Annotated in this window: 22 protein-coding genes and 2 pseudogenes; 10 read left to right on the forward strand and 14 right to left on the reverse strand. The window is 69.3% G+C overall.

Annotation, left to right across the window (positions count from 1 at the left end):
* Positions 1-100 precede the first annotated feature (100 nt).
* Positions 101-817, forward strand: a complete 717-nt coding sequence (locus tag D7V80_RS04120) for a type 1 glutamine amidotransferase domain-containing protein (RefSeq protein ID WP_120586913.1) — start codon at positions 101-103, stop codon at positions 815-817.
* A 2-nt stretch (positions 818-819) separates the two neighbouring features.
* On the opposite strand, the gene D7V80_RS04125 is transcribed toward D7V80_RS04120, so the two are convergent.
* Complete coding sequence (locus D7V80_RS04125) at positions 820-1641, reverse strand: class III extradiol ring-cleavage dioxygenase (RefSeq protein ID WP_120586914.1); 822 nt, start codon at positions 1639-1641, stop codon at positions 820-822.
* A 148-nt stretch (positions 1642-1789) separates the two neighbouring features.
* On the opposite strand from D7V80_RS04125, the gene D7V80_RS04130 reads away from it, so the two are divergent.
* On the forward strand, positions 1790-2245 hold the full coding sequence (locus D7V80_RS04130; RefSeq protein ID WP_120586915.1) for a hypothetical protein: 456 nt from the start codon (positions 1790-1792) through the stop codon (positions 2243-2245).
* Between the two features lie 58 nt (positions 2246-2303).
* Here the strand turns inward: D7V80_RS04130 and D7V80_RS04135 are convergent, their stop codons facing one another.
* A complete protein-coding gene (locus D7V80_RS04135; protein ID WP_120586916.1) occupies positions 2304-2732 on the reverse strand; it encodes a FixH family protein in 429 nt (142 codons plus the stop codon).
* A 92-nt stretch (positions 2733-2824) separates the two neighbouring features.
* Here D7V80_RS04135 and D7V80_RS04140 point away from each other — a divergent pair, with 92 nt between their 5' ends.
* From D7V80_RS04140 to D7V80_RS04150, 3 genes are all read left to right on the forward strand, one after another.
* On the forward strand, positions 2825-3361 hold the full coding sequence (locus tag D7V80_RS04140) for a hypothetical protein (protein ID WP_120586917.1): 537 nt from the start codon (positions 2825-2827) through the stop codon (positions 3359-3361).
* A 17-nt stretch (positions 3362-3378) separates the two neighbouring features.
* Entirely contained in the window at positions 3379-3990 is a 612-nt protein-coding gene (locus D7V80_RS04145; protein WP_233585123.1) for an SCO family protein, read from the forward strand.
* A gap of 87 nt (positions 3991-4077) precedes the next feature.
* Positions 4078-4689 carry a cysteine hydrolase family protein gene (locus D7V80_RS04150; RefSeq protein ID WP_120586919.1) on the forward strand — a complete coding sequence of 204 codons (612 nt, stop codon included), beginning with the start codon at positions 4078-4080 and terminating at the stop codon, positions 4687-4689.
* 174 nt (positions 4690-4863) lie between these two features.
* Here the strand turns inward: D7V80_RS04150 and D7V80_RS04155 are convergent, their stop codons facing one another.
* The 9 genes and pseudogenes from D7V80_RS04155 to D7V80_RS04195 all read right to left on the reverse strand — a co-directional run bounded on the left by D7V80_RS04155 (position 4864) and on the right by D7V80_RS04195 (position 14793).
* On the reverse strand, positions 4864-5334 hold the full coding sequence (locus D7V80_RS04155) for an NUDIX hydrolase (protein ID WP_120586920.1): 471 nt from the start codon (positions 5332-5334) through the stop codon (positions 4864-4866).
* Positions 5331-6533: a DUF2380 domain-containing protein gene (locus D7V80_RS04160; RefSeq protein WP_370452452.1), complete on the reverse strand. Its 1203-nt coding sequence runs from the start codon at positions 6531-6533 to the stop codon at positions 5331-5333. The genes D7V80_RS04155 and D7V80_RS04160 overlap by 4 nt, the downstream gene beginning before the upstream one ends.
* Before the next feature lie 319 nt (positions 6534-6852).
* Positions 6853-7203 (reverse strand): annotated as a pseudogene (locus D7V80_RS04165) (hypothetical protein); the annotation flags it as partial.
* Between the two features lie 36 nt (positions 7204-7239).
* Entirely contained in the window at positions 7240-7593 is a 354-nt protein-coding gene (locus tag D7V80_RS04170) for a hypothetical protein (RefSeq protein WP_370452453.1), read from the reverse strand.
* Entirely contained in the window at positions 7590-8882 is a 1293-nt protein-coding gene (locus D7V80_RS04175) for a hypothetical protein (protein ID WP_147446980.1), read from the reverse strand. Before D7V80_RS04175 ends, D7V80_RS04170 begins: the two co-directional genes overlap by 4 nt.
* 256 nt (positions 8883-9138) lie before the next feature.
* Complete coding sequence (locus tag D7V80_RS04180; protein WP_120586924.1) at positions 9139-10479, reverse strand: hypothetical protein; 1341 nt, start codon at positions 10477-10479, stop codon at positions 9139-9141.
* A gap of 126 nt (positions 10480-10605) precedes the next feature.
* Positions 10606-11862, reverse strand: a complete 1257-nt coding sequence (locus D7V80_RS04185; RefSeq protein WP_120586925.1) for a protein kinase — start codon at positions 11860-11862, stop codon at positions 10606-10608.
* A gap of 174 nt (positions 11863-12036) precedes the next feature.
* The gene (locus D7V80_RS04190; protein WP_233585124.1) at positions 12037-13863 is read right to left on the reverse strand and encodes a serine/threonine-protein kinase; all 1827 of its coding nucleotides are present in this window, start codon (positions 13861-13863) and stop codon (positions 12037-12039) included.
* A 9-nt stretch (positions 13864-13872) separates the two neighbouring features.
* Entirely contained in the window at positions 13873-14793 is a 921-nt protein-coding gene (locus D7V80_RS04195) for a DUF2381 family protein (protein ID WP_233585125.1), read from the reverse strand.
* Between the two features lie 59 nt (positions 14794-14852).
* Here D7V80_RS04195 and D7V80_RS04200 point away from each other — a divergent pair.
* Positions 14853-15242 (forward strand): annotated as a pseudogene (locus tag D7V80_RS04200) (tyrosine-type recombinase/integrase); the annotation flags it as partial.
* Between the two features lie 96 nt (positions 15243-15338).
* On the opposite strand, the gene D7V80_RS04205 reads toward D7V80_RS04200, so the two are convergent.
* Both D7V80_RS04205 and D7V80_RS04210 read right to left on the reverse strand, forming a co-directional pair.
* Positions 15339-16088: an SIMPL domain-containing protein gene (locus tag D7V80_RS04205; RefSeq protein ID WP_014393037.1), complete on the reverse strand. Its 750-nt coding sequence runs from the start codon at positions 16086-16088 to the stop codon at positions 15339-15341.
* Between the two features lie 126 nt (positions 16089-16214).
* Complete coding sequence (locus D7V80_RS04210) at positions 16215-16859, reverse strand: hemerythrin domain-containing protein (RefSeq protein ID WP_120586927.1); 645 nt, start codon at positions 16857-16859, stop codon at positions 16215-16217.
* A gap of 306 nt (positions 16860-17165) precedes the next feature.
* On the opposite strand from D7V80_RS04210, the gene D7V80_RS04215 reads away from it, so the two are divergent.
* The gene (locus tag D7V80_RS04215; RefSeq protein WP_120586928.1) at positions 17166-18137 is read left to right on the forward strand and encodes a PDR/VanB family oxidoreductase; all 972 of its coding nucleotides are present in this window, start codon (positions 17166-17168) and stop codon (positions 18135-18137) included.
* Between the two features lie 81 nt (positions 18138-18218).
* Positions 18219-18896, forward strand: a complete 678-nt coding sequence (locus tag D7V80_RS04220; RefSeq protein WP_120586929.1) for an RDD family protein — start codon at positions 18219-18221, stop codon at positions 18894-18896.
* Between the two features lie 39 nt (positions 18897-18935).
* Here D7V80_RS04220 and D7V80_RS04225 read toward each other — a convergent pair whose 3' ends face one another.
* Positions 18936-21311 (reverse strand): serine/threonine-protein kinase, encoded by a 2376-nt coding sequence (locus D7V80_RS04225; RefSeq protein ID WP_120586951.1) that lies wholly within the window; start codon positions 21309-21311, stop codon positions 18936-18938.
* Positions 21312-21658: 347 nt separating this feature from the next.
* On the opposite strand from D7V80_RS04225, the gene D7V80_RS04230 reads away from it, so the two are divergent.
* Positions 21659-23413, forward strand: a complete 1755-nt coding sequence (locus D7V80_RS04230) for a S8 family serine peptidase (protein WP_120586930.1) — start codon at positions 21659-21661, stop codon at positions 23411-23413.
* Positions 23414-23632: 219 nt separating this feature from the next.
* Positions 23633-24037 (forward strand): hypothetical protein, encoded by a 405-nt coding sequence (locus tag D7V80_RS04235; RefSeq protein WP_120586931.1) that lies wholly within the window; start codon positions 23633-23635, stop codon positions 24035-24037.
* The last annotated feature ends 21 nt before the right edge of the window (positions 24038-24058 follow it).

Raw genomic sequence — 24058 nt, forward strand, 5'->3', positions numbered from 1 at the left:
CTTCAGTTTATGTGAAGCGACCCTCGGTTTTCTTGGGGACGGCCGGGACGTATTCCATCGCCCATCGCCCCAAGAAAAGGGGCTCGAGGGAGGACGTCCCATGGAAGCGCTCACCGCCGTGAAGGTGCTGCTCATCGTCACCAGCCACTCGCAGTTCGGGAACACCGGGGAGAAGACGGGCTTCTGGTTGGAGGAGCTCGCCGCGCCGTACGAGCAGTTCGTCAAGGCCGGTGCGCAGGTGGACATCGCGTCACCGCTGGGCGGCAAGGCGCCCGTGGATCCGCGCAGCGAGAAGGAGCAGACGGAGGACACGCGCGCCTTCCTCGCGGACGCCGAGGCGACGAAGAAGCTGGCGAACACGAAGGTGCTCGCCCAGGTGAAGGACACCTACGACGCGTACTTCGTGGTGGGCGGGCACGGCGTGATGTGGGACCTGGCGAAGCACGCGCCAACGCACCAGCTGCTGTCCGCGGGCTACGCGCGGGGCTCGGTGGTGGCGGCGGTCTGCCACGGCCCGGCGGCGCTGGTGGGCGTGAAGGGACCGGACGGCAAGCCGCTGGTGGCGGGCAAGCGCGTGGCGGCCTTCAGCAACGCGGAGGAGCAGGCGGCGAAGTTCGACGCCATCGTCCCCTTCCCGCTGGAGACCCGGATGCGCGAGCTGGGCGCGCGCTACGAGTCCGGCCCGTTGTGGGAGAGCTTCACGGTGCGCGACGGGCGGCTCGTCACGGGGCAGAACCCGGCGTCCTCCGCCGCCACCGCGCAGGAGGTCCTGAAGGTCCTGGCGGAGAAGAAGCAGGCCCCGGCCCCCAAGGGCTGAGGTCAGCCGAACTGGAAGCCGGAGATGCGCGTCCCCATCATGGAGCCAGACCAGGCGGTGGTGCCCCGGTCCTCACCGGCGGCACCGGCGACGACCATCAAGGGGAGCAGGTGCTCCTCGCGAGGATGGGCGAGCCGCGCGTAGGGAGCCTGCATCCACTGCGTGAGCTTCGCGTCACGCTCGGCCGCGGGAGCGGTGGCGGCGTCCTGGACCCACGCGTCGAACTTCGCGGAGACCTCATGCGCGCGAGGGTCTCCGAAGGCGCGCAGGTTGTGGAACGTCATCCCGCTGCCAATGATGAACACGCCCTCGTCGCGAAGCGGCGCGAGCGCCCGGCCCATGGCCAGGTGCTCCGCCGGGTCCAGCCCCTGCTTCAGCGACAGCTGGACACAGGGGATGTCCGCCTCCGGGTACGTCAGCTTCAGCGGGATGAAGGTGCCGTGGTCATAGCCGCGCGCCGCATCCTCCGACGTGGCGAAGCCCGCCGAGGAGAGCAGCTCGCGCACGCGCGCGGCCAGCTGGGGGTTGCCCGGCGCCGGCCAGGGGATGCGGTACGACTCCGGCGGGAAGCCGTAATAGTCATACAGGATGGGTGGCGCGGCGGACGTCATCACCGTGGCCACGGGCTCCTCCCAGTGGGCGGAGATGACGAGCAGCGCCTTGGGTGGCGTCGCGAGCCGCTGGCCCACCTGACGCAGGTAGGTCGCGAGCGCCTGGACCTCCGCTTTCGGAAGGCCCAGGTCCACGAAGGGCCACGGGCCACCGCCGTGAGGGATGAAGACGACGGGCAGGCGCGCGGAGGCGTTGGACGGGTCGGTCGGCATGGGAGTCCTCGACCCCATTCAACTCCACGGACGGACTGACGCGCCAACGCACTCGCAGTGGAGCACCCCGTCCACTTGAGGCACGGCGGCTTCTGCTATGAACCCGCACTGGGGGACGGAGGTGCGGTCCCGTCGCGATGGGGGTTGCATGAAGAGCATCATCGGTTGGGCGCTCGCCGCGTTCGGCGTCTTTGGCATTGGCCTTGAGCTCGACAAGCTGATCCAGGGCAAGGCGGAACACACGATCGCGGGGATGATCCTCGGCGCCATCTTCGTCCTCGGAGGCCTGGCGCTCGTCCGCTCCGCGCGGCGCGCGAAGCTGCCGCCCGAGTTGAGGGATGCGCCAGTCGTGGTGCGGCCCTCGTTGGACTCTCGCGAAGTCGAGCGGGCCGTGCTCGCCTGCGCGCAGGGGCACGGCGGCCGCGTCACCATCGCCGAGGTGGCGACGGGCACGCACCTCTCCTTCACCGAGGCCAAGGAGGTGCTCGAGGAGCTCGCCCGCGCGGGTGCCTGCACCGTGGACGTCACGGAGAACGGCGCGTTCATCTACGAGTTCACCGGCCTGATGCCGCGTGAGCCGGCTCGCGCGGCGCTCAAGTCCTGAGTCCCTCGCTCCTGCTCAGACTTCCTCGTCGGGCAGGAGCGTGCGGAGCCTGCCGCGCCTACCGTCCCAGCTTGAGCGTCACGGTCGCGGAGTCCTCCACCGCGCCCTTCAGCGTGAAGCGCAGCTCCCAGACGCCGGGCATGAAGAGGTCCGCGTCGGAGACTTCGAAGGTCCCGGGCTCTCGCGCGGTGACGCGGGGGACCTCGGAGATGCCGTGGCCCATGGCGGGCATCCAGGGCTGGACGGACAGCACCACACCGGGCACCGGCTTTCCCGACACGGCGTCGGTGACCCGCACCTGGAACACCTGAACGCCTCTTCGGAGCGGTGTCATCGAAGAGAGAACCTCGACGCGGAGCCGGCCGGAGGCGCTGGCCACTGTTCCCACGGTGGAAACCACGCTCACCTGTCCCGCGTCGCTCCCGGCGTCTGGCGCGGCGGAGGGCGTCGCTCCCAGCAACAGCATTCCCATCAGCAGTGCTTTCATCACGCCTGCTGTGTAGCGGAAGAGGCCCGCCTGGGTTCTGCGACAAGGTGTCGCATCGCGCATGCGGTCTGGATGCGAGAGGGTGCGCCATCATGTCCGCCCGTTCGTCCTCTTCCGCGCAGCCCCGTTCGTGGGTGTTCGTGGTGCTGGGAGCCACGGGGCTGACCGTGTCCGCGCTGGCATGCGCGGCGCTCGTGCTGGTGCTGGACTTCGCATGGTCGGAGGCGCCCCCTTCGAGTGCCTCGTGGGAGCTGGAGGTCCCCCCTCCTGTGTATGGCCCTCTGCCCTCGCTCACCCTTCGCGATGAGCGGGGCCAGCCGCTGGAGACGGGGCAGCTTCAGGGACAGCTCACCCTGCTCCACCTGGACGCGCATCCCCTCCCCTTCCTGCGACAGGTCCAGGAGCGACTGAAGGCTGACGGCGTCCCGGTCCAGGTCGTCATCGCATCGTCGCGCGATGCCACCGTGCTCCACCCGGACTGGCAGCCGCTGCGGGACAGCGGACGCCTCCTGTTGCTGGTGGACCAACGCCTCCAGGTCCGAGGCGTCTACGACTCGAGCCAGATGCCATCCACCTCCGAACGCATCATCACGGACGCGCGCTGTCTGCGCTCCTGCCCTCCTCTATGAAGCCCAGCCCCCTATTCGTGCTCGCCGGAGCACTGGTCATCGCGTCGCTGTCCACGGCGTGGCCCTACGTTCAACGAGAACGCGCGCGCATCGCCGCGGCGAACCTGCCGATGTATGGCCCGCTCCCGCGCTTCGAGCTGACCGCGCAGACGGGACGCCCCTTCTCCGACGCCGACATGCGGGGCCATCTCTACGTGGCGGACTTCTTCTTCACCCGCTGCCCCACCGTGTGCCCGCTGCTCACGGAGAAGATGCTGCGGGTGCAGCGACAGGCCCGGGAGCAGGGGCTGGACGTACGCTTCGCCTCGTTCAGCGTGGACCCTCGCCACGACACGCCGGAGCGGCTGACCGCCTATGCGCGCGACCACCGCATCGACACGTCCAACTGGACGCTGTTGACGGGCCCGCTGGACCAGGTGGAGACGACCGTCCTGGAGGGCTTCCGGGTGATGATGGGCCGCGACGCAGACGCGGGCGAGGACGACTTCTTCAGCGTCTTCCACGGAGAGCACTTCGTCCTCGTGGACGCCCGCGGACAGCTTCGCGGCTACTACCGGGTCACGGAGGGAGAAGGCGGATTGGAAGCCCTGCTCCGGGACGCCGCGCTGCTGGCCCAGGCTCCGGAGTAGCAACAAGGAATTCAGGCAAACCGGAGCGTCTGGCGGCAGCGGGTGAGTAGACTTGCGCGGCCGTCCATTCCCGACCCGGAGAACAGAGTGTCGCACCCCACGATCCGCACCATCCTCGGCGCATCCGCCCCGGACTCGCTTGACCCCTTCAGCACCGCATTGCTGGTGATCGACTTCCAGGAAGAATACTTCAGCGGAAAGCTGCCCATTCCGGATGGGATGCGCGCACTGAACAACGCCAAGCGACTCATCGCCTTCGCGGATCGGCATAAGCTGCCGGTCTTCCACGTGTGGCATGTGTCCCCATCCGGCGCGCCAGTCTTCGCCCACGACAGCGCGACGGCCTTCTGCCACAAGGACCTCCAGCCGGCCGCCCACCACAAGGTCGTGAAGAAGAACCAGATCAGCGTGTTCCAGGGCACGGAGCTGCATCACGAGCTGCAGATCTCCCGAATCAAGACGCTGATCATCTCCGGCCTGATGACCCACGCCTGCGTGTCCGGCGCGGCGCGGGATGCGGTCCCTCTTGGCTACAACGTCATCGTGGCGGACGACGCCTCGGCCACCCGGGACATCGATGTGCCCGGCGGCGGCACCATTCCCCATGATGTGCTGCACAAGTCCGCGCTGGTGACCATCGCCGACACCTTTGGCGCCGTCATGGGCACCAACGCCATCGTGAACTTGAACGTCCGCTGACGTGAAGGAACGCAGCGGGCTCGCCGCGCAAGACGAGCCCGCTTTCTTCCCGTGACGCTGGCGGCTATTGGATCGCTGTTCACGCCGCGTCGGAACAACTCGGTAGGTTCCGGGAGGGGTCTTGGCCTGGCTGTCACGATTCCCCTTCAAAGGCCCGCCGGGTCACCAACCGGGTCAGACTTCTTCGTCGGGAAGAAGCGCTTGGAGAAGTTCGTCATCCGGACTGAGCGGACGCCATCCAGCGGGCGGAGGATGGGCGAGAAGCGCGGTAATCACCTGCCTCGCGCGCTCCGAATACGCTTCTGGGGTGGAACCGGACCACAGGCTGAGTGCCTTGGCGACCTGGAAGCGGTTCACATCGTCAAGCTCTGCTGGCCACCCCCGGGGAAGACCTCCAGCCAATTCACGCACGAGCAAATCGCGAACAAAGCGGGTGAGCTGCCTGCGCCGCTCCGCCTCGGCGAGGAGGCCACTCATCACCTGAACTCCCGCGATGTCATCCTTACCGAGCTCCTCGGCTAGCTGATCCAGCGGAATCGCAGGACGGGACTCGGCGAAGGCCGTCAACGAGTCAAACCCCCGCTCTCGGACCCGTTCATACAGGCGTGCCTTCCAGTTCCCCAGCCACGAACGCCCGTCAGTCATCGGCTGCTTCCAGGAACGAAGTTCATCGGGATGTCGTAGCGCTTCATACGCTCTGCAACGATGCTCAGGATGTCATTGCGGGTCAACATCCGGCCTACCGCCATCTCCGCATCACTCAAGGTGCGCATGATCATCCGGTTCCACTCACCGGGCCACATGCGCCCCAGCTTCCAGTTCCCCCCGCCGTGAATCGCCTCGTGGTGGGCCTGCTCCAACCGGACGCAAAACTGGTCGATGTCCATGGTGCCCTTGAAGCCGCGCTGCTCGAACCATTCGCGGTGCTCTTGCGGCAGCACATGGTGCTTCGGAGCGTCCGACATGCCCGCCCCCGCTCTGCCCGTCATCTGCATGCCGCGCACTTCGGGGCTGTCCCCCAGCGCGTCGCGTATGCCCTTGGGCAGGTCCTGATGCGCCTGGGCCATCAGGACCTGCCCGCCCTGAATGAGGACGGCCGCGCTGACGGCTGGAACGGAGATGACGCCCGCTTTCACGAGCCTTCGCATCATCTCCACCCACTCCGCGGAGACCACCATCCGCGAGCCCATCATGACTCCACCCGAGCTCATCACGAGGCCCACGCCCAGCGTCGCGGGGGCCGAGGGCGGCACGCGTGGCATGGCCATCTTCATCGTGGAGATCATCGTGACCATCTCCACCGCTTGCATCGCCGCGATGACCTGCCCGCCGAACTTCATGGTCTCGCGGGTTTCCCGCTGGAGCGTGTCGAACTCGCGGGTCAGCTTCCCCATCAACTCGGGCATCGCGGTCGTCGCCGCCGCCACCCGCTCCGGGTCCAGTGAGGCGAGGTCCGTGAGCGTGGGCTCAATCAGCCCCTGCACGCGATGAAGGTCGGTGAAGATCTTCTCCACGCTACACATCGGGCAGTTTCGGAGCACGGCGTCCGCGAGGTGCAGGAAGTCCACCCAGGTGGCCAGCAGGAGGGTCCCGAACTGAGCAGCCTGGAGCTTCGGCCCCGTCATGCGCAGGAGGCCCAGTTCCATGTCCGTGTCGCCGACTTCCGAGGCCGCGTCCGTCAACGCGGTGGCGCTCCCCAGCGCGCCCTGAAGCCACGTCACCTGCTTGGAGCCCTGGTCGAGGTAGCGCGTGAAGACGCCGGTAAGGCCCCAGCCCCCGAGGGCCGGAGGACGGGCCGCCAGCCGGGTGAACGCTGCCTCGACGCCGCGCAGGGAGCCTTTCACTTCGTCCGTGGCGTCGAGGACTGCCTGCCGCGTCGAGGCAGCGCTCCGGGCCCCGCCCCCAGCGGCTGCCTCTCTGCTGACGTCTCCCACCGCTGTCACGTCATCACGCGGCTGCTGGCGGCGCAGGAGCCGTTGCTCGGACCCGGCGAAGGCGCGTGGGAGGAAGTCCCCGGCGCGCGGGGGCGCATCGCTCGGAGTTTCCACCCACGCGGGCGAGGAGGACTCTCGCGGCGCGTAGCTCAAGCTTGGGCCACGCCCAGTCGCTTGCGGCACGGAGGCGCATCCCGAGGCCATCAGCACCAGGGACAGCAACAGGGCGTCAGCGCGCATTGTCCACCCCCAACCCCACCGAGGCGAACGCTCCCGGCCGCAGCGCCCCCTCCGGCGTGGGGAACAGCAGCGTGCCGCCGGTCCCCATCGCGTAGAGCTTCCCGCCCAGCAATCGCCAGCGGACCTCCACGGATCCCAGGTAGCGCGCTCCCGGTTGTCCCATGCCTCCCCCAAGCCCCTTCAACGCCACTTCCAGGCTGCGCGCGAAGAGCTGTACCGCCACGCGCCCATCCACGTCGAAGCGGCCCCACGAGAAGGCTTCCACGCTCAGCAATAGCTTCAGGTGCTTGGAGAGGCCGCCGTAGCGGACCGCGTCCCAGCCCACCTCCGCCTCGCTGAAGAGTGTAATCAACCTATTCATCGAAACAGGCGGCGTTCATCCGGGATCCAGCGCCCACACACCTAGCTCCCAATTCTTCAGCACTTGCGCAGCCTCAAAGGCAATCAACCCTTCGCCCCGGGCAGCCTCTTCCAGGACGGCCTTCGCCTCCACTGTCCGATGCCGCAAGAGATATGCAGCTGCCATAGTACTAACGTCTTTGTTAGGATGCTTGAGCAGCAAAGCAAGGGCATCTCGTCCAGCGTCCCCCTGCGCCTTCAGCTTCCGAACAGCGGCAATGTACCGATCCGCATGTTTATTTCCGGCCTTCGCATCTCCGCGAGCGATGGCCGCAGTCTGCGCCGACACGTTCCGCGCAAACTCCTCAACCAGCTTTTCGAGGTCCGTCACCAGATTCCTCTCGTCACATTCTGGATCGCCATCAATCCGAATTCGCGTTGGGCTTCAAGAGATTGAGTGCTCAGCCACTGTCTCACGGTCAGGCTTTCCGAGTTCGTGATTCTAGGGCGCTTAGATGAATAGAACGAACTCACTCCACTGTGAATATCCTTACCAAGCGCGACAATGTTCCCGCTGTTATGGAGAGCCTGTGGCCCAAAGCGGGCTGCATTCCTTTCTGTCTGTTCCACGATGTGGTGCCACTCCTTTCCCTCACCAGCGGGTCCCATAGCCCGTTTGAAGGACTTGAAAGACGAATAGCCCTTAGGCCCGCTCGACGGAGCGGTTCCATGTGAATCACTACCACCCGAGCCCGCTTCGTCATCGACTCGCTGGAGAATGATGGCTGCCCCAGGTCCGCCGCTCAACACCGCCGCCGCGCGACCTGCTGGCGCCGCGACGCGCTCCAACACCAGCGCGCCCTCCGCCGACAGCGACAGCACCGGCACCGAGACCTCCGCGCCCAGAGACATCCCTTTCAGCGTCCGTGTCGTGGCCGACGCGGCGCCCCCTGTGATGAGCAGGCCCGTCGTCAGCCTCGACACCTCTCGGATCTGCTCGCCACGGGTCATGGACTGGAAGCGCTCCCAGTACATGGGTGCGGCCGCGATGAGCGCCGCCACGCCTGCTGGCAGGTTGCTTAGCCCCGCGATGCTGTCCACGGGACGCGTCAGCAACTGGCCCAGCGCGTGGTACAGCTCCACGAACGCGTCTTCCGCTCCATCGAGGGTGCGGCTGATGACGTCCGCGTCGTCGTACACCTCGGCCAGGGGACGCCAATCCGAGGCCTGGAGCTGCGCGTCCACGGCGCGGAAGACACCGCCCTTGCCGCTGTAGAAGCGGCCCAGTTCGAAGCCATGCGCACGGAAGGCGCCGTCCTGCCACTCGACTGGCGCCACCTTCTGTTGCGTGCGCCCGGTGAGGGCCCACGCCAGATAGCCGTCCGGGCGCAGCACCGCGATCTGCTCCCGGGAGAAGCGCTCCACCCGCCGCAGCAGTTCCTGCCGCGCGACTTCACCTCCCTCCATCACCTCGCGCAGGATGAAGCCCGCGGCCATCCGAGGCGGGAAGGTGCTCAACGTGACGGGCTTGCCCAACAACACATCCATCAGACGCGCGGCTTGCGTGGGCGTCAGCACGCCTCCTACGGGGCGTTCGTCCCGCGCATCCAGCCCCGCGTCCGTCAGGAGCTTCTCCCAGGCGTCTTCCCTCGCGTCAGGATGAGCGAGGCTGCCGCCCACGGCCCCAGCCATTGCTCGCGAGTCCTCGCCCGACGTGTCCTCCCGAAGCTGCCGGTGGCGCGCCATCCGCTCCCCTGAAGTCGCAAGGGAGGCTCGCGGAGAGGTCCGAGTGGTGGGCACCTCCTCGCGCGGCGACTGTGACCACTCTGATGCGGGGGCTGGGGGCTGCGTGTAGCTCAGGCTCAAGCCTCGACGAGGCGTGGGTGACACCGAAACGCACCCCGTCGCCAGCATGGCGAGGGCCAGCAGCAGGGCGTCAACGCGCATTGTCCACCCCCAGGCCCAGCGAGGCGAAGGCACCCGGCCGCAGCGTGCCTACGCCCTCGGGGAACAGCAGCGTGCCCGCCGTGCCCATGGCGTAGAGCTTCCCGCCCAACAAACGCCAGCGCAGCTCCGCTCCGCCCAGGTAGCGCGCTCCAGGCTGTCCCGCCCCCACCGCGAGCCCCTTCAAGGCGACTTCCACGGAGCGGTCAAAGAGCTGCACCGCCACGCGACCGTCCACGTCGAAGCGTCCCCAGCTGAAGGCCTCCACCGCCAGCGACAGCTTCAGGTGCTTGTGGACGCCCCAGTAGCGGACCGCGTCCCAGCCCACCTCCGCCTCGCCATAGGCTGAGTACCCGTCCGGGAAGGACGCCTCCGCCAGCGCCACGCCTTCCGGCCCCGCAGCCTTGAAGCGCGCCAGTTCGTAGTCCGGGCCGAAGAAGCCCTGACGGAAGCCGCCGTGCTGCCGACGCCCCTCCAGACGCAGCAGCAATCGCAACGTGGGCGTCCTCGCGTCCACGCCCGCGCCCACCACCGCGCCCCAGGCACCGCCGTCACCGGGCCGGCCACCCCAGCCCGCCTGGACGTTCACCTCGTAGGTGGGCCGCACCACCACCACGGCCATGGCGTCCAGGTGGGCCAGCGTCACCGAGGGCGTCCGGCCTCCGGCACGGCCCCAGTCATGCACCGCCGACAGCGCCAGCGTGTAGCGCGCTTTCTCGCGGGGCGGGCCGAAGAAGACGTGCTCAATGTCCAGGGAGAACTCCGCCCCCATGAGGCGCGCGCCCAGCACGTCCGAGACGAAGGCCTCCGTGTAGAGGGGCCCCAGGGTGCCGGTGAGGAAGCCGCCCGCCGGGTGGTAGTCAGGGTTGAGTCGCCCGCCGTAGCGCCGCACGAGGTGCGCGGACAGCAGGCTGTAGCCCTCCAGCGCGCCGAACCAGACGCCCACGGGTGCGTTGTCCGAGCCCAGCTTGAGGGCGCGAACCACCTGCCCGAAGTCCGAGACGCTGTCCCAGTCCTCCCTCCGCACGAAGCCCGCATCCCCTCCACCACCCCAGAGGCGCAATCGCACGGGCGTGCCCAGGTTGAGGCCGAAGTCCTCGCCTCGCTCGAAGACCAGCGTGGGCTCCACCTGGAGGAAGCCCTCGTCCGTGCCGACGCTCGCGCGCGGCAGGAGGGACAACGACGTCGCCTCCACGCGCAGCAGCTTGCGCCAGGCCTCGTCCCGTGGGCGCCGTTCCTCCTCCACGGGCGGCGCCTCCGGGACGTCCTCGGCCCATGCGGCCACCGGCAACAGCAGCCACAGCCAGACAGCCCCACTTCGCGTCATTCGCATCCACGCCCCCTGGGAGTGACACCTCCCAAGGAGAGCAAAGGACACACGTCTGACATTCAGCCCGGCACCCGCAGGCCACGCACCACTGCCCAGGGGTGAAGGTCGGCTGCGTCGAGCCGGCGACTGTTAATGCCGTGACAGACGCAAGGCGCCCGGTCCCGGCTCTGTCGTCGTCTCGTCCGCGCTGCGCAGCGGGTGCGGCTCCGTGCGGATGGCGTCCTGACTCCGCGGCGGAAAGGCCGGGACGATGCCCCCCTCGTCCTCCAGCAGACTCAGCTCCTCCATGGCCTCACCGCCTTCAAAGAGGGCTGTCTCCACCTCCTTCACCGCATCCGCGGCGCTGTACGGCCCCAGCCGCGCGAGCTGCCCGCGCAACTCCAGCTCCAGCGCTGCCGCTGTCGGGTAGCGAGACGCCGGCTCCCGGCACAGCAGCCGGAGGAAGACGGAGCGCAGCGAGGTGGACAGCCCGAACGCGGCCTCCTTCACGTCCTTCCCGCTGAACAGCATGGCGCGCTGGACGGCGTCCTCCACGAAGGGCGGCAGGTGCATGTCCATCGTCGTTGCCAGTGCCGCGAGCACACGTTGGTTCTGCTCCCGCGAGAGCCGAGGAGACTCGTCCTCCACCTTGAGATTCCCCGGGTAGTAGAGGTGTCGCCCGGTGGCGAACTCCAACAGCACCAGCCCCAGGGAGAAGAGGTCGCTTCTTGCATCCGTCACCGCCCCCACCAGCGCCTCGGGTGAAGCGTAGATGACTTCCCCTGGAGGGCGCGGCAGCGTCGTGGCGAGGCGCCCTTGCAGCCTGGAGCAAGCGACGCCGAAGTCCGTCAGCACCACGCCCCCGCTGGGCCGCAGGCGGATGCAGCCGGGGTTGATGTCACGGTTGACGATGCCCAGCGAGTTGCCTGCGTCGTCCGTGCGGGTGTGCGCATGCGCGAGGGCCGCCGCCACCTCCGCGCCTATGTAGAGGACGAAGGCCTCGGAGAAGTAGCGCCCACGCAGCTGGGCGATGGTGAGGAGGGTATCCAGGCTGAAGCCTTCCACGCACTCCATGACGGCGCCCAGGCCCCGTGCCTCTCCGAACTTCATCTCGAAGAGGCCATGGACGCGGGCAATGTTGGGGTGCTGGAGGAATTGCGCCAGCCGCACCTCCTCTTCCAGCCGCGCACGCGCACGCTGGAACTTCTCCGGCACGGCCCCTTCCGGCAGGGGCACGCACTTCACGAGGACTTTCCCCCTGTAGCCGGAGGGTGTCCGGGGCCGGGCGAAGAGGACTCGCTCGCCATTGCGGCCAATGCCCAGTTCCTGGAAGAACTCGTAGGCGGTCCCCGCGTGGGAAAAGAGGACCGTGCCCCCGGCAAGCCGGGAGTCAGCACCACTGGACATGAAGGGGGCTCCTGAATGCCCGCGCGAGGGAACCGCGCAAAGGCAGACGGAAAGCTACCTCCGGCTGCCTCCTCGCGTGAACGACGCCACGGGTCATCTATTTCGAATTTCCCTGCTATCCCCGAAATGGGGCCGCGCAGCGACGGAAACGCAATGAGTCTTTACGTTCCGGACTCAGGGCCAGCGGTCCACGGCATACGCCACCAGGACACGAGAACTGAGAACTGCCCCCGGCTTGGAGCCCTCATAAACCTCCAGGGGACCGTCCTTCCCAATGGCAAAGCACACCGGCAGCGTGCGTCCGTCCGGGAGGTGCGCTTCGGTGTAGCGGGCCTGAATGAACGTCCCGTCTCCCGTCCACAACCGGCCGGAGAACACCGTTCCCTTGGGGATGGTGTGATTGCCCTTGAAGACAACGCCTGTCACAGAGCCATCCCTATACACCCCCTCATCACCAGGGTCGCCCGGCTGGCTCCTGTCGATGGTGACCAGCACGGAAGATTGGTTCCGCCTCAGATCGAGCCCTCCATTTCCAGTTCCTCGGAACATGGCGTTGCGCGCTTCCTCGGGGCACGCCCCTGATGCAGGACGCACCTGGGAGCTGCTGGGGCAGCCGAGTTGCAAGGCGACGGCGGCGCTCGCCGCGGCACACTTCGCGAGGAACTCCGCCTTGGAGCTGGTGGTGGAGTCCTTCTTGGACGGGCTTGCGACGATGGGGGGAGCACGCTTCACGGCGGAGCTTTCCTTCCGGACAGGAGCAAGAGGGGGCAAAGCTACCCCAGGGGACGACGCGGCCAGCACGTCGCCCGCGTCAGGTGAGGGGCCCGCATCCTGGAGGGACAGGGGCGCTGGAATGACGGAGGCGACTCCCGCGTCTCCGGGCGAAGTGGGCGCGGCCGGACGCGCCACCTGCTCACTTGAGACAGGATGCGACGCGGGACGCAGCCACAGGAAGGCCCCCGCCACGGCCGCCACGACGAGGAGCGCCACTCCGGCGTCCACGACGCGGGCCCGCCGCACACGACGGGCGGGGGGCGTCTCCTCATCCGTGTTGGAGGCGGGAGCAGCCGGTGGCCGCAGCGAAGGGACATGGACGGGCACGGTCCACTCCGGCCCCGCCTCTCCCGCGAGGGCTGCCAGCTCGCGGCGCATCACCTCCGCCGTGGGGGGGCGCTGCTCGGGGGCGCGCGCGATGAAGCGCATCGCCACGTCACTGAGTCCCGCCGGCACCCGTGCGTTCAACTCCCGGGCGGACCTGGGCACCCAGCGTCCCTCCACGGCCGCCTTCGGGGAACCGCTCGCGGGCTCCGCCGTCGTCAGCACGTCATAGAGGCAGACGCCCAGCGCGTAGACGTCATCCGTCACCTTGAACTCGTAGCGCGCGCCCCGCTCGTCACCATGCTCCTTGAAGAAGCGCGCAGCCTCGGGCGAGCGATAGCGGCGGGTGCCGGGCGGCAGGGGCGCATCCGTCAAGTCCTCGGCGTGCGTGTAGTCGCCCGCGCTGAAGTCGAGGATGGCCGGCTCGCCGTCCCTGGCGCGCACCATGATGTTGGCGAGCTTCAAGTCACGGTGGAAGACGCCGCGCCCGTGCATGTAGTCCATGGCGCCCGCGAGCTTCTCGAAGACGCGGACCACCTCCTGGGCCGTGGGGTGCATCCGCTCCACCCACTCGGCCAAGGTGTGGCCCTCTATGAAGTCCAAGACGACGTAAAGCCACCCGGTGCGAAAGTCGGGGAAGCGGCCATGGCCGTGCACCCCGACGATGTTCGGGTGCGTCAGGTGAACGAGGCAGCCCAGCTCACGCTTCAGCCGTGCGTCCGCCTGCTCCGCATCGCCGCTCCCCGGCCGGTGCATCGCGATCTTCATCGCGAAGTGGTGGCCGTTCATCTCCACGCGGTAGACGGCACCATAGGTGCCCGCGCCCAGCAGCTTCACCACGCGCCAGCCGTGAATCATGTACCCGGGCGGGAGCTGCGCGGGATGGTGGATGACCGTCAGCATGGCCGACCTCTATTGCGCGACAGACGGAATGTGAAGAGGACGCGCGCCCGTGGCATCCACCAATTCCAAGCGGAACAACGTACCCTCATCCCAGGCAGGCTTCTCCATCTCCACCACGACGGTGCCAACCTCTCCGGGCCCAATCCGCGGCTGCTTCATGTGAACGCCGAGCACCTGTACCGTCACACCACCCGTTGAGCTGCTGAGGCGCGCTTCCGTGGGCGTCCAAGGTGTCTTTCCGTAGTTCTTCACCTCCACGGACACCATTCCCCAGGCAGACGCGCGAAGGCTGAAGCCGTCCACGACACGCAGTGACGACTGCATCTCCTTCTTGGGCTGAAGGTCAACCCTCCTGGCCGATACCCCGCCCACGTCGAGAAGCCCCGCCAGAGCGAGAGCCGCAGGGCTGCTCGCATCGCCGCGTGCGCGGAGTGCGGCAAGCTCGGCCTCCTTCGCCTTGAGCTGAGCGCGCACCTCGGACAGCTCCGCCTGAAGCGCCTCGGGGGCCAGTGGACGACGGGATACTTCCACGCGGGTGTCCACCACGGCTGGGTGAGACACGAGAGCAAAGACCGCATGCTCGGGGAAGGCTCCATCCGCGAAGCGCACGCGGAGCATCAGATGCTCACCCGCGCCCAGCTCCATCACCGGCTCCAGGTTGATGGCGCGCTCGCCCACGTCCACGAGCTTGAAGCGAGTGCGGCCTTCCAACTCCACGGAGTTCCGATCCAGCGCCGAATCGAGAACGAGGGTCGTCAGGATGCCCGCCGCGACCGGAACCTCCAGGACGGGCTCACCAGGACGTGGGAGCACAACCCGCCTGTCCCTGCGCTCGCGGACAGAGGATGCCGGCTGAGCCTGGGCCGCCGTGAAGAGAAGCAGTCCCCCGAGCAACAGGGGCAGGTTCAACGCGGAGAAGGAGAAGGGCAAGCGGGACGGCCTCCGCCCGCGAACCTACCAAACCGGAAGGAACCCCAGGCCCGGAACCTCCGCTTTCGGTCCACGAGCGCGGAGTGGATCTACGCGCGTCCGTGGTCGATGCCCTCAAGGAACACCGGCACCTGCGCGGGGCCTACGTGTTCTGTCAGGAGGACGGTCAGCCACTCACCGATGGCCTGATGCGGCGACCGCTGGAGCGCAGCCTGATTCGGGCGAGCATCACCCGTGAACAGGGGCGCATCGGTTGGCACGACCTGCGCCACACCTACGGCAGCCACCTCGCCATGCGCGGTGTGCCGCTCAAGGTCATCCAGGAGCTGATGGGCCACGCCACCATCGAAATGACGATGCGGTACGCCCACCTCTCCCCAGAAACGAAGGAGCGCGCCGTCCAGCAGCTCGACGCGCCCGCTTCGCAGAATCGCGCCGCTCTGGCCTGAACGCGCCAGAGGGGCACATTGGGGGCACATGACGATCCCCCGACAACGCGGCACCCCGGCAAGCCGTTGAGATTGCTGGCCTTGGGATGGCAGTAGCTACTGGATGGCGAAGATGAGCGTCACCTTCGCCTGCACCGTCTGCTCCTCCGGCTGGATGGGCGTGGTGGGCGCGGCTCGCGACTCCGCCATGTCCATGGCGAAGGTGGCCGGGTACAGGCGCGGGGCCTCCGTCACCGTGCTCGCGTCCAGCACCGCTCCCAGCTTCACGTTGAGCGACGCGGCCAGCACCTCCGCGGACTTGCGCGCTCGCGCCACCGCCTGCCGCAGCGCTTCGCCCTGCACCGCGTCCTGGCGGCTCAGCCCGAAACGCACCGAGTCCACCCGGTTCGCTCCCGCCGCCAGCGCCTTGTCCAACAGGCTCCCCACCTTGGACAGGTCCGTCACGTGGACACTCACCAGGTTGCTCACCCGGTAGCCCTTGAGCTTCGGCTCACCGCCCTGCGGCGGTGACGGCGTGTACTCCGGATAGACGTTGTAGTTGCGCGTCTGCAGGTCCCGCTTCGCGATGCCCGCACCGGTGAGCGCCGCGAGCACCTTCTCCATCCGCTTCGCGTTCTCCTCGCCCGCCGCCTTCGCGGTCTGCGCGGACGTCTCCACCGCCACGTCGATGAAGGCCTCGTCCGGCTGCGCCTTCACCTCGCCGGTGCCCTCCACGCGCAGCGTGCGCACCTGCGGATCCACCGGCGGACGGGGCTGCGGTGAACCGGCCGGGCCCTGCGTCTGCGCCGCGGCCGTGAAGCCCGCGAGCACCACCAGCGTCGTCAACATCCTGCGAACAGCGGACATGGCGCCTCCTTCCCAAGGCGGGAGTACCTTCGCGCTTCCTGGCGCGAAAGCCTCTCATGCCCCTTCGGACGCCCCAGCCCCGGCGGACATTCACCGGACCCGAGGCGTCCTGCGCCGGACGCTCGCTCAGTGCAGCGAATCGCCTGCCTGGTCCAGCGACATCATGGACTCCAACGGCTTGCGCAAGGGACGCGGCGCGGACTTGCGCACCTGCGTGACGGCCTTGCGGCGCGCGACGCGCAGCGCGTCCCGGCCCATGTCCATCACCGCCGCCACCGCGCCCGTCAGCAGGTTGCCCGGCGGGGTGTCCGGCGCGGCCGGGTGCGGGTGCGTGGGCGCGCCCTTCTTCGCCAGCTCCAGCGCCTCGCCCACCTGCCGCAGCTCCTGCGGCTTGAAGGCCTTCTTCACCTCCGGGAAGAGGTACTGCTCCTCCTCCGTGACGTGCGCGCGCACGTTCTCCATCAACACGTGCACCTTCGCGTCGAAGCGCTCGGACTCCGGCGGCAGTGTGTCCAGCTCCGACAGCACCCACTTCACCACGTGGTGCTCCTCCAGCGCCCGCAGCACGTCCGGCGACAGGTCCTCCGAACGCGCGCGCACCGCCGGGTAGAAGACCTGCTCCTCGATGGCGGCGTGGATGGACAGCTCGCGCACCATCTCGTCCACCAGCTTGCGCTTGTGCGCCAGCGCGTGGTCGCCCGCCTTCTCGAACTTGCGGAACAGCTGCTCCACCGTCTTGTGGTCCGCCTTCAGCAACGTGATGGCATCCATGGGCCGTCTCCCTTCCATCGAATCGGGGGGCCGCGCCTCCCCCATCGCAAAGCCGCTCGGGCCCAGGCAGGCCCTGGCGCAGCGCGGCACGGGGTGAAGGGTGGGGATGGATTCCCGGCCGTGCCCACCCCCGCCGCCCTGGCTCCCGCGTTCGGACGGAGGGCAGCCGGGCGGCAGGCGCCTTCTGTCCGGTATCGGTCGGAAAACCGCACCCGGCCCCACTCCCCGGGCGGCCCGGGAGTGCACACCGTGCGCGGCCAGAGTCGGTCTCGCGCGGGCGGCGGGCAAGGGAACAGGGGCAATACCGTGACGACGAACACGCTGCGCCTCCGGGTGGCGCGCATCACCCGTGAAGCGGAAGGCATCCAGTCCTACGAGCTGGTCTCCCAGGACGGCAGCGCCCTGCCCGAGTTCGAAGCCGGCGCCCACCTGGACGTGCAGGTGCCGGGCCTCGACGGCATGCGCCAGTACTCGCTCTGCAACGACCCGAGCGAGACGCACCGCTACGTCATCGCCGTGCAGCGCGACGCCAACGGCCGCGGCGGCTCCAAGGCGATGCACGAGAACGTCCACGAGGGCGACGTGCTCACCGTGAGCGAGCCCCTCAACGATTTCCCCCTCCTGTACGGGCGCAGCTACGTGCTCATCGCGGGCGGCATCGGCATCACGCCGCTGCTGGCCATGGCGCGCCTGCTGGAGCGCACCGGCGCGGAGTGGGTGCTGCACTACTGCACGCGCGACGCGGACCGCACCGCCTTCCGGGAGCTGTTGTCCACGCCGTCCTTCGCGGGCCGCGTGCACGTGCACCATGACGGGGGTGACCCTTCGAAGGGGCTGGACGTGCGGTCGCTGCTCGCGACGCGCGGCCCGGGCACCCGGCTGTACTGCTGCGGCCCGGCGGGCCTGATGAAGGCCGTGCGCGAGGCGGCCACGCTGCACAAGTGGCCCTGGGAGAAGGTGCACTTCGAGGCCTTCACCGCGGAGGGCACGTCCGCCACCCACGCGACGCCCGAAGAGGACTTCGAGGTGTCGCTCAAGAGCACCGGCCAGGTGCTGCGCGTGCCGGCCGGCAAGACCGTGCTCAACGTGCTGCGCACCCACGGCGTGAAGGTGGAGAGCGACTGCGAGGCGGGCTCCTGCGGCACCTGCGTCACCCGCGTGTGCGAGGGCACTCCGGACCACCGTGACACGTTCTTCCAGCAAGAGCCCGCGGGAAATGCGCGAATGCTGGTCTGCGTGTCGCGCGCCCGGTCCAAGCGGCTGGTGCTGGATCTGTAGTACCAGCCCCGGCGTTTTGAAGCGCGCCTGTGCGAGGCGGGCCGCCTATGCTCGCGCCCCGCTCGTACACGAGAGAGGCTGATGAGCGAAGGGACGTTGTTCTCCATGGACACTCCGCCCACCGAGGCCCGGTTCCAGAACCGGCTCTGGGTGGCGGATGCATTGGACCTCACGGGCGCGGCGCTCGTGGGGTGGGGGGCGGTGCGCGCGGCGGAGTGGGTGTCCACGCCGGCGCTGCTGGGGTTCGCCATGGGGGCCGCCTGGGTGGTGCTGTCCTGCGTGGGCGGACTGACGGGGCTCACCCCGGGCCGCCACGCCCTGGGACTCAAGCTGGAGCGGGCGGAAGGAAAGGTGCCGGGCCTGGGCGCGGGGCTGCTGCGCGCGCTCACCGCGCCGGTGGAGCTGCTGCTCCAGGTGGTGCTGCAACGCCGGCCGCTGGATGCGCAGCTGGGCGTGCACGCGGCCGTGATTCCGGGCGGCCTCCGGGGCTGGGCGCGGAGCCTGCCGCTGCCGCTCGTGGGGCTGGTGCTGCTGGCGGGCGCGGTGTGGAGCATCGTCACGCCCACGCGTCAGGAGATGCTCCAGTACCTGGACCGCACGCTGACCGGGTGGCACTGCTGCCACGGCACGCGCGAGGTCACCTGGCAGTGCCGCGCGTCCCTGTCCCGCGCGGTGCGCAACGCGAACGGCGGCGACACGGAGGTCACGGAGTTCCTGCGCAACGAGTGCCCCGTGGCCGCCACGCGGCTGAGGCCCTGAGGCGTCACGCGAGCCCGAGAGGGCCCGCGTCCTCGCGCTTCAGCGCTTGCGCAGCGCGAAGGTGTCCTCGCCCTCGTCGCAGCTCACCCACACGGCCTTCTCTCCCACCGGAGGCGCTTTGTTGTTCACCCTGAAGTATTTGGGCACCTCCACCGGGACCTTGTGCGTCTGGTAGGGCTCCAACCGCGCCATCCGCGCTTCCTTCCGTCCGTTCAGGACGATGGCGCAGTTGTGCCAGGTCCGGGTGTCGGAGCTGATCACATAGAGGGTGCTGTTGAGGCTGCTCCCCAGGATGCCATCGATCTCCGCCTGTCCCAGGAGGCGTGAGCGCTCCACGGGCTTCGGCTCGGGCGCGGGCGGCGCGGCCTGCGGAGACTCGGCCACGGGCGTGGGCAGCGCCGGCCCCGAGGGGCGAGCGGTCATCAGCAGGAAGCGCGGCTCCTTCGCCGCTTCCGCATCCGCGTCCAGCCGCAGGGTCATGCGATTGCGGTTCGGGTTGATGGTCACCACGGTCGCTGTCCCCAGCACCGGACGCTTGCGGGTCCCCCTCTGGATGGGCCCCACCACAGTGAACACCGTGCCCGCGTTGATGCCCGAGGGCACCGTGACGTTCACCACGCGCTGACCGCCGCCGGTCGCACCAATCTCTACCGCGGGCAGCCTCGCGGGCACCATCTCGACCTGAGGCGTCGCGGGCCGCTTCGTCCCGGGGACGGGCTTCGACGCGGGTGAAGGCTTCGCCACCGGCTCGGGCTTCACTTCCGGTTCCCCCGCCACCATGCCCGCGTCCACCACCGCTTCAGGCGCGGGCTCCTCGGTCGGCGTCACCGCGGGAGGCGGCTCCTCCACCTTCGGGGGCGCGGCGGCCACCACCGGCTCGGACGGAGGGAGCGTCTGGGGTACCACGGGCTGCTCGGCCGTGTTCGGGCGCAGCACGTAGGCGGTGATGCCCACGGAGGCGCCCACCAGCAGCAGCGCCGCCACGGCGATCCGCGCCACCGGCCTGCGGGGCTCGGGCTGCGCCGGCAGCGGTCCGGACGTGCCCGCCACCACGGCGCCCTTGGGCGGCGCGGGCGACAGGTGCACCGCCGTGGCGCCCAGCGCGGCCGCGTCCACCTCGTCGGTGCTCCGCGCCACGCCACCGGACCCCGACGTGCTCCGCGCCACACCGCCAGAGCCCGGCGCGGGCACGGCCACGCCACCGGAGCCCGGCGTGCTCGGCGCCACGCCACCGGCTCCCGAGGGATGGGACACGAACGTGCCCCCCGGCCCGAGCGCCGGCCCATCCACGTCGATGCGCCCGGTGTTGGGCCTGTTCCCCGCGGGCTCCTCCGTGGCCTGGACGGCCGCCGCGTCCGGAGTCGGTCCGCTCCCGGAGCCGCCGTACAGCCCCGTGCCCGAACCGCTCCGGGGCGCGGGCGACGGCGTGCGCCGCTCCCCGTGCACGCTGGACGTCAGCTTGCGCTGCTCCGCGAACGCCTCCGGGCAGAGCGCGCGGACGAACTCGCCCACCTCCTCCGCGCCAAGGGGATTCCCCGAGCGCAGCAGCTCCGCGTTGAGCGCCCGCGCGAACTCATCCGCCCGCGAGTACCGGTCCGCCGGCGACGGCGCCAGCGCGCGGCACAGCACCGCCTCCAGCGACGGCTCCACGTCCGGACGGAAGTCCGTCAGCGGAGGCACCACCGGGTGCGACATCGCCGCCATCATCTCGCCCACGGTGCCGTGAGGAACCAGCCCACGGCCCGCCAGCATCTCCCACACCACCACCGCGCAGGAGTAGATGTCGCTGCGGTGGTCCAGCGGCTCGGCGCGGACCTGCTCCGGGGACATGTAGCCCAGCTTCCCCATCACCGTGGACGGCAGCGTGTACTTGCTGCGCGCGGTGGACTTCGCGAGGCCGAAGTCGATGACCTTCACCTCGCCCTCGTACGACACCATCACGTTGTGCGGGGACACGTCGCGGTGGACGATGCCCAGGGGCTCGCCGTCCGTGCCCGTCTTGCGGTGCGCGTACCCCAGCCCCTCCGCCATGCGCTGGCCGATGTAGAGCGCCACCGGCGCCGGCACCGCCCGCCCCTGCACCCGGGCCTGCTCCAAGAGGTAGCCCAGGTCCACGCCCGCCACGTACTCCAGGGCCATGTAGTAGGTGCCGTCCGCCTCGCCCATGTCGTACACCTGGGCGATGGAGGAGTGGACCAGGTGCACCAGCACCTTGGCCTCGTGGTGGAACCGGTCCAGGAACTGCCGGTCCTTCACCAGCCCCGGCAGGATGGTCTTCACGATGCAGGGCTTTTCGAAGCCCGCCGCCCCGGACAGCTTCGCCAGGTACACCTCTCCCATGCCGCCCTGGCCCAGGAGGTGGACGAGCTCGTAGCGCCCGAAGAAACGGGGGGACTCTGTGGGTGCGGTGCTCATGGCTTCGGCTCCGGAGCGCAGCATGGACTCCCCCATGGAATCAAGCCGCGCACCTCGCGCCACCCCTCCATGCCAGCCTTCGGACACCCCTGGCGCGAAAAAGAGAAAGTCCCGGGGTCGACGGAATTCCCGAGCCTGTGTTCCGACGGACAACAGGTCCGTTGTGCACCCGCGCACGTCCAGCCTGCACCTGGGGCCTGGGGACGATGCGAGTCCGCGCGGGGATGCGTTCCCTCATCGCAGCACGCCGCTTCCTTCCTCTGTGAGGGGGGCGGGCTCCTCCCGGTCCTCCGCCATGTAGGGGGACCGCCCTCAGGAGGGGCGTCCTGCTTGGAAGGAGTCGCATCATGAGGCATTGGGCATTCGTCGGATTGCTGGCGCTGGCCGCGTGTGCGCCGGAGTCGTCCCCACGCACCTCCGCGCAGGGACAGGTGTGTCCGGGCGTCGTCGCGGGAGGGATGACGGTCCGTCAGGGGCTGGATGGACACCTGCCCTCCCGGGTGCAGGAGGACGGGCGCGAGCCGGTCATCATCCGCTTCCGCCGGGGAGACCGCACACAGGCGTCCAGCGTCACGGCGTCGGGCGCCAGCTTCACCGCGAGCACCGGCGCGAAGGTGGGCGCCGTCTACCGCAACATCCCCGCGGTGGCCGCGCGCGTGACGCCCGAGGAGCGGCTCCTGCTGGAGCGCAGCCCCATGGTGGAGAGCATCGAGGCGGACCAGATCTGGGCCGCCCAGGGCCTGACGCCCGGACTGCTCGCGCCGCTGCCGCGCCAGGTGACGGCCGTCACGCCCATTCCGGAGGACGAGTACACCGAGGGCCTGCGCCTGGTGCAGGCCCCGGACGTGTGGGACGCGGACCGGGACGGCGTGCTGGACGTGGGCGCGCCCACGGGCGAGGGCGTGCGGGTGTGCGTCATCGACAGCGGGCTGGACATGGACCACCCGGAGTTCCAGGGCGCGGTGGCGGCCAACCACGACTTCGTGGATGAAGACGAGGACGCCAATGACCGCGGCGCCCAGGGCCAGTGGGGCCAGGGCCACGGCACGCACGTGGCGGGCATCATCGCGGCGCGCGTGGGCCACGGCGGCGACACCGGCCCCCGGGGCACGCCGGGCGGCATGGTGGGCGTGGCGCCCAACGCGTCGCTGCTCATCGCCCGCGTGCTGGACCTGTCCGGGCAGACGCAGATGAGCGTTGTCCTCTCCGCCATGGAGTGGTGCGAGTCCCAGGGCGCGCGCGTGGTGTCGCTGTCGCTGGGCGGCGGCAACCCCACCCGCAGCACGGTGGAGGCGTTCCGCGCGCTGAAGGACCACGGCCTGCTGGTGGTGGCGGCCGCGGGCAACCAGGGCGGCCCGGTGCTGTACCCCGCGTCCGACCCGTCCGTGCTCGCGGTGGGCGCGGTGGACGCGAACGAGCGGCGCGCGAGCTTCTCCAACGTGGGCACGGAGCTCGCGCTGGTGGCGCCTGGCGTGGACGTGCTGTCCACCTTCCCCCGGGGGCTGGGCGCCTTCGCGGAGATGTCCCTGGACGACACGTCCCCCATGTCGCGCTCGCTCCTGTACTCGCCCACGGGCGACACCGCGGGGCGGCTGGTGGACTGCGGCCTGGGGGATTCACTGGCCTCGTGCTTCGAGGCCTCCTGTGACGGCTTCGTCGCCTACGTGCGGCCGGGCGCGGTGCCCGTGTCCGAGGCCATGGCCAACGTGATGATGCAGGGCGCGCGCGCCGTCGTTTTCGGCTCCGACGACGCTCCCGCGGGCGGCGCGGTGGACATCCTCTCCCTGCCCCGCATCGGCCGCTGGGCCCCCGCCGTCAGCGTCAACCAGGCCGCCAGCACCATGCTGCGCGAGCGGCTGGGCGCGGACGCGCGGCTGTCCCTGGTGCCCGTGGACTACACCCACGTCTCCGGCACCTCCATGTCCGCGCCCTACGTGAGCGGCGTGGCCGCGCTGCTCTGGAGCGCCCATCCAGAGCTCACGCCGCAGCAGGTGCGCGACGCCCTGGAGGCCTCCGCGAAGGACCTGGGCACCGGGGGCCGGGACCCCGTCTTCGGCCACGGACTGGTGCGCGCGAAAGACGCCCTGCAGCTGCTGCAGTGACGCGTCCTCGGTTCTCAATTCATGGGAGACGTAAGCAGCGCATCACGGACGCGGAGCGTGGCTGTTGGAGAACGAAAAATGCTCCGCGTGATGAAATCGAGAATGCGCTGCTGCGTGGAATGAAAGCGCGCAGGGATTGTACGTGGCGCGCGCCAATGGCTGCCGGAAGGGCGGCCAACCCGGCGCGAAAACCATTCCATTCTTGAATTGAGGATATCCATGTTGCGAATTGCTGTTGCCGCCCTCGTCGTTGCCGCCACGGGTTGCGCCTCTTCGAGCGGCGCGGCGGCCGCGGGTCGTGCGGGCAACGCCACGGTCACGGGCAGCATCGCGTACCCCGCGAGCGGCCTGCAGGGTGATCCGTGCACGTTGGTCGGGGTGAAGGTGACGGAGGGTGACGCCGTGGCCCTGGGCCGGGGCGAGGTGAAGCAGAGCCGCAACAACCGCTGCAGCTACAACGTCAGCGCGCTGCCGGAGGACCAGGAGCTGAACGTGGAGCTGGTGCTGGACGCGGGCCTCAAGTGCGCCAGCGGCGCGGCGCCCACGGTCACCCCGGGCCCCTCGAAGATGAAGATCGCCAAGTTCGCGGCGCCGGTCGTCAGCTTCAAGCTGGCCTGCGAGTAGCGCTCCCGAAGTCCTGTTGAA

The sequence above is a fragment of the Corallococcus sp. CA054B genome (assembly GCF_003611625.1).
Taxonomy (GTDB): Bacteria; Myxococcota; Myxococcia; order Myxococcales; family Myxococcaceae; genus Corallococcus; species Corallococcus coralloides.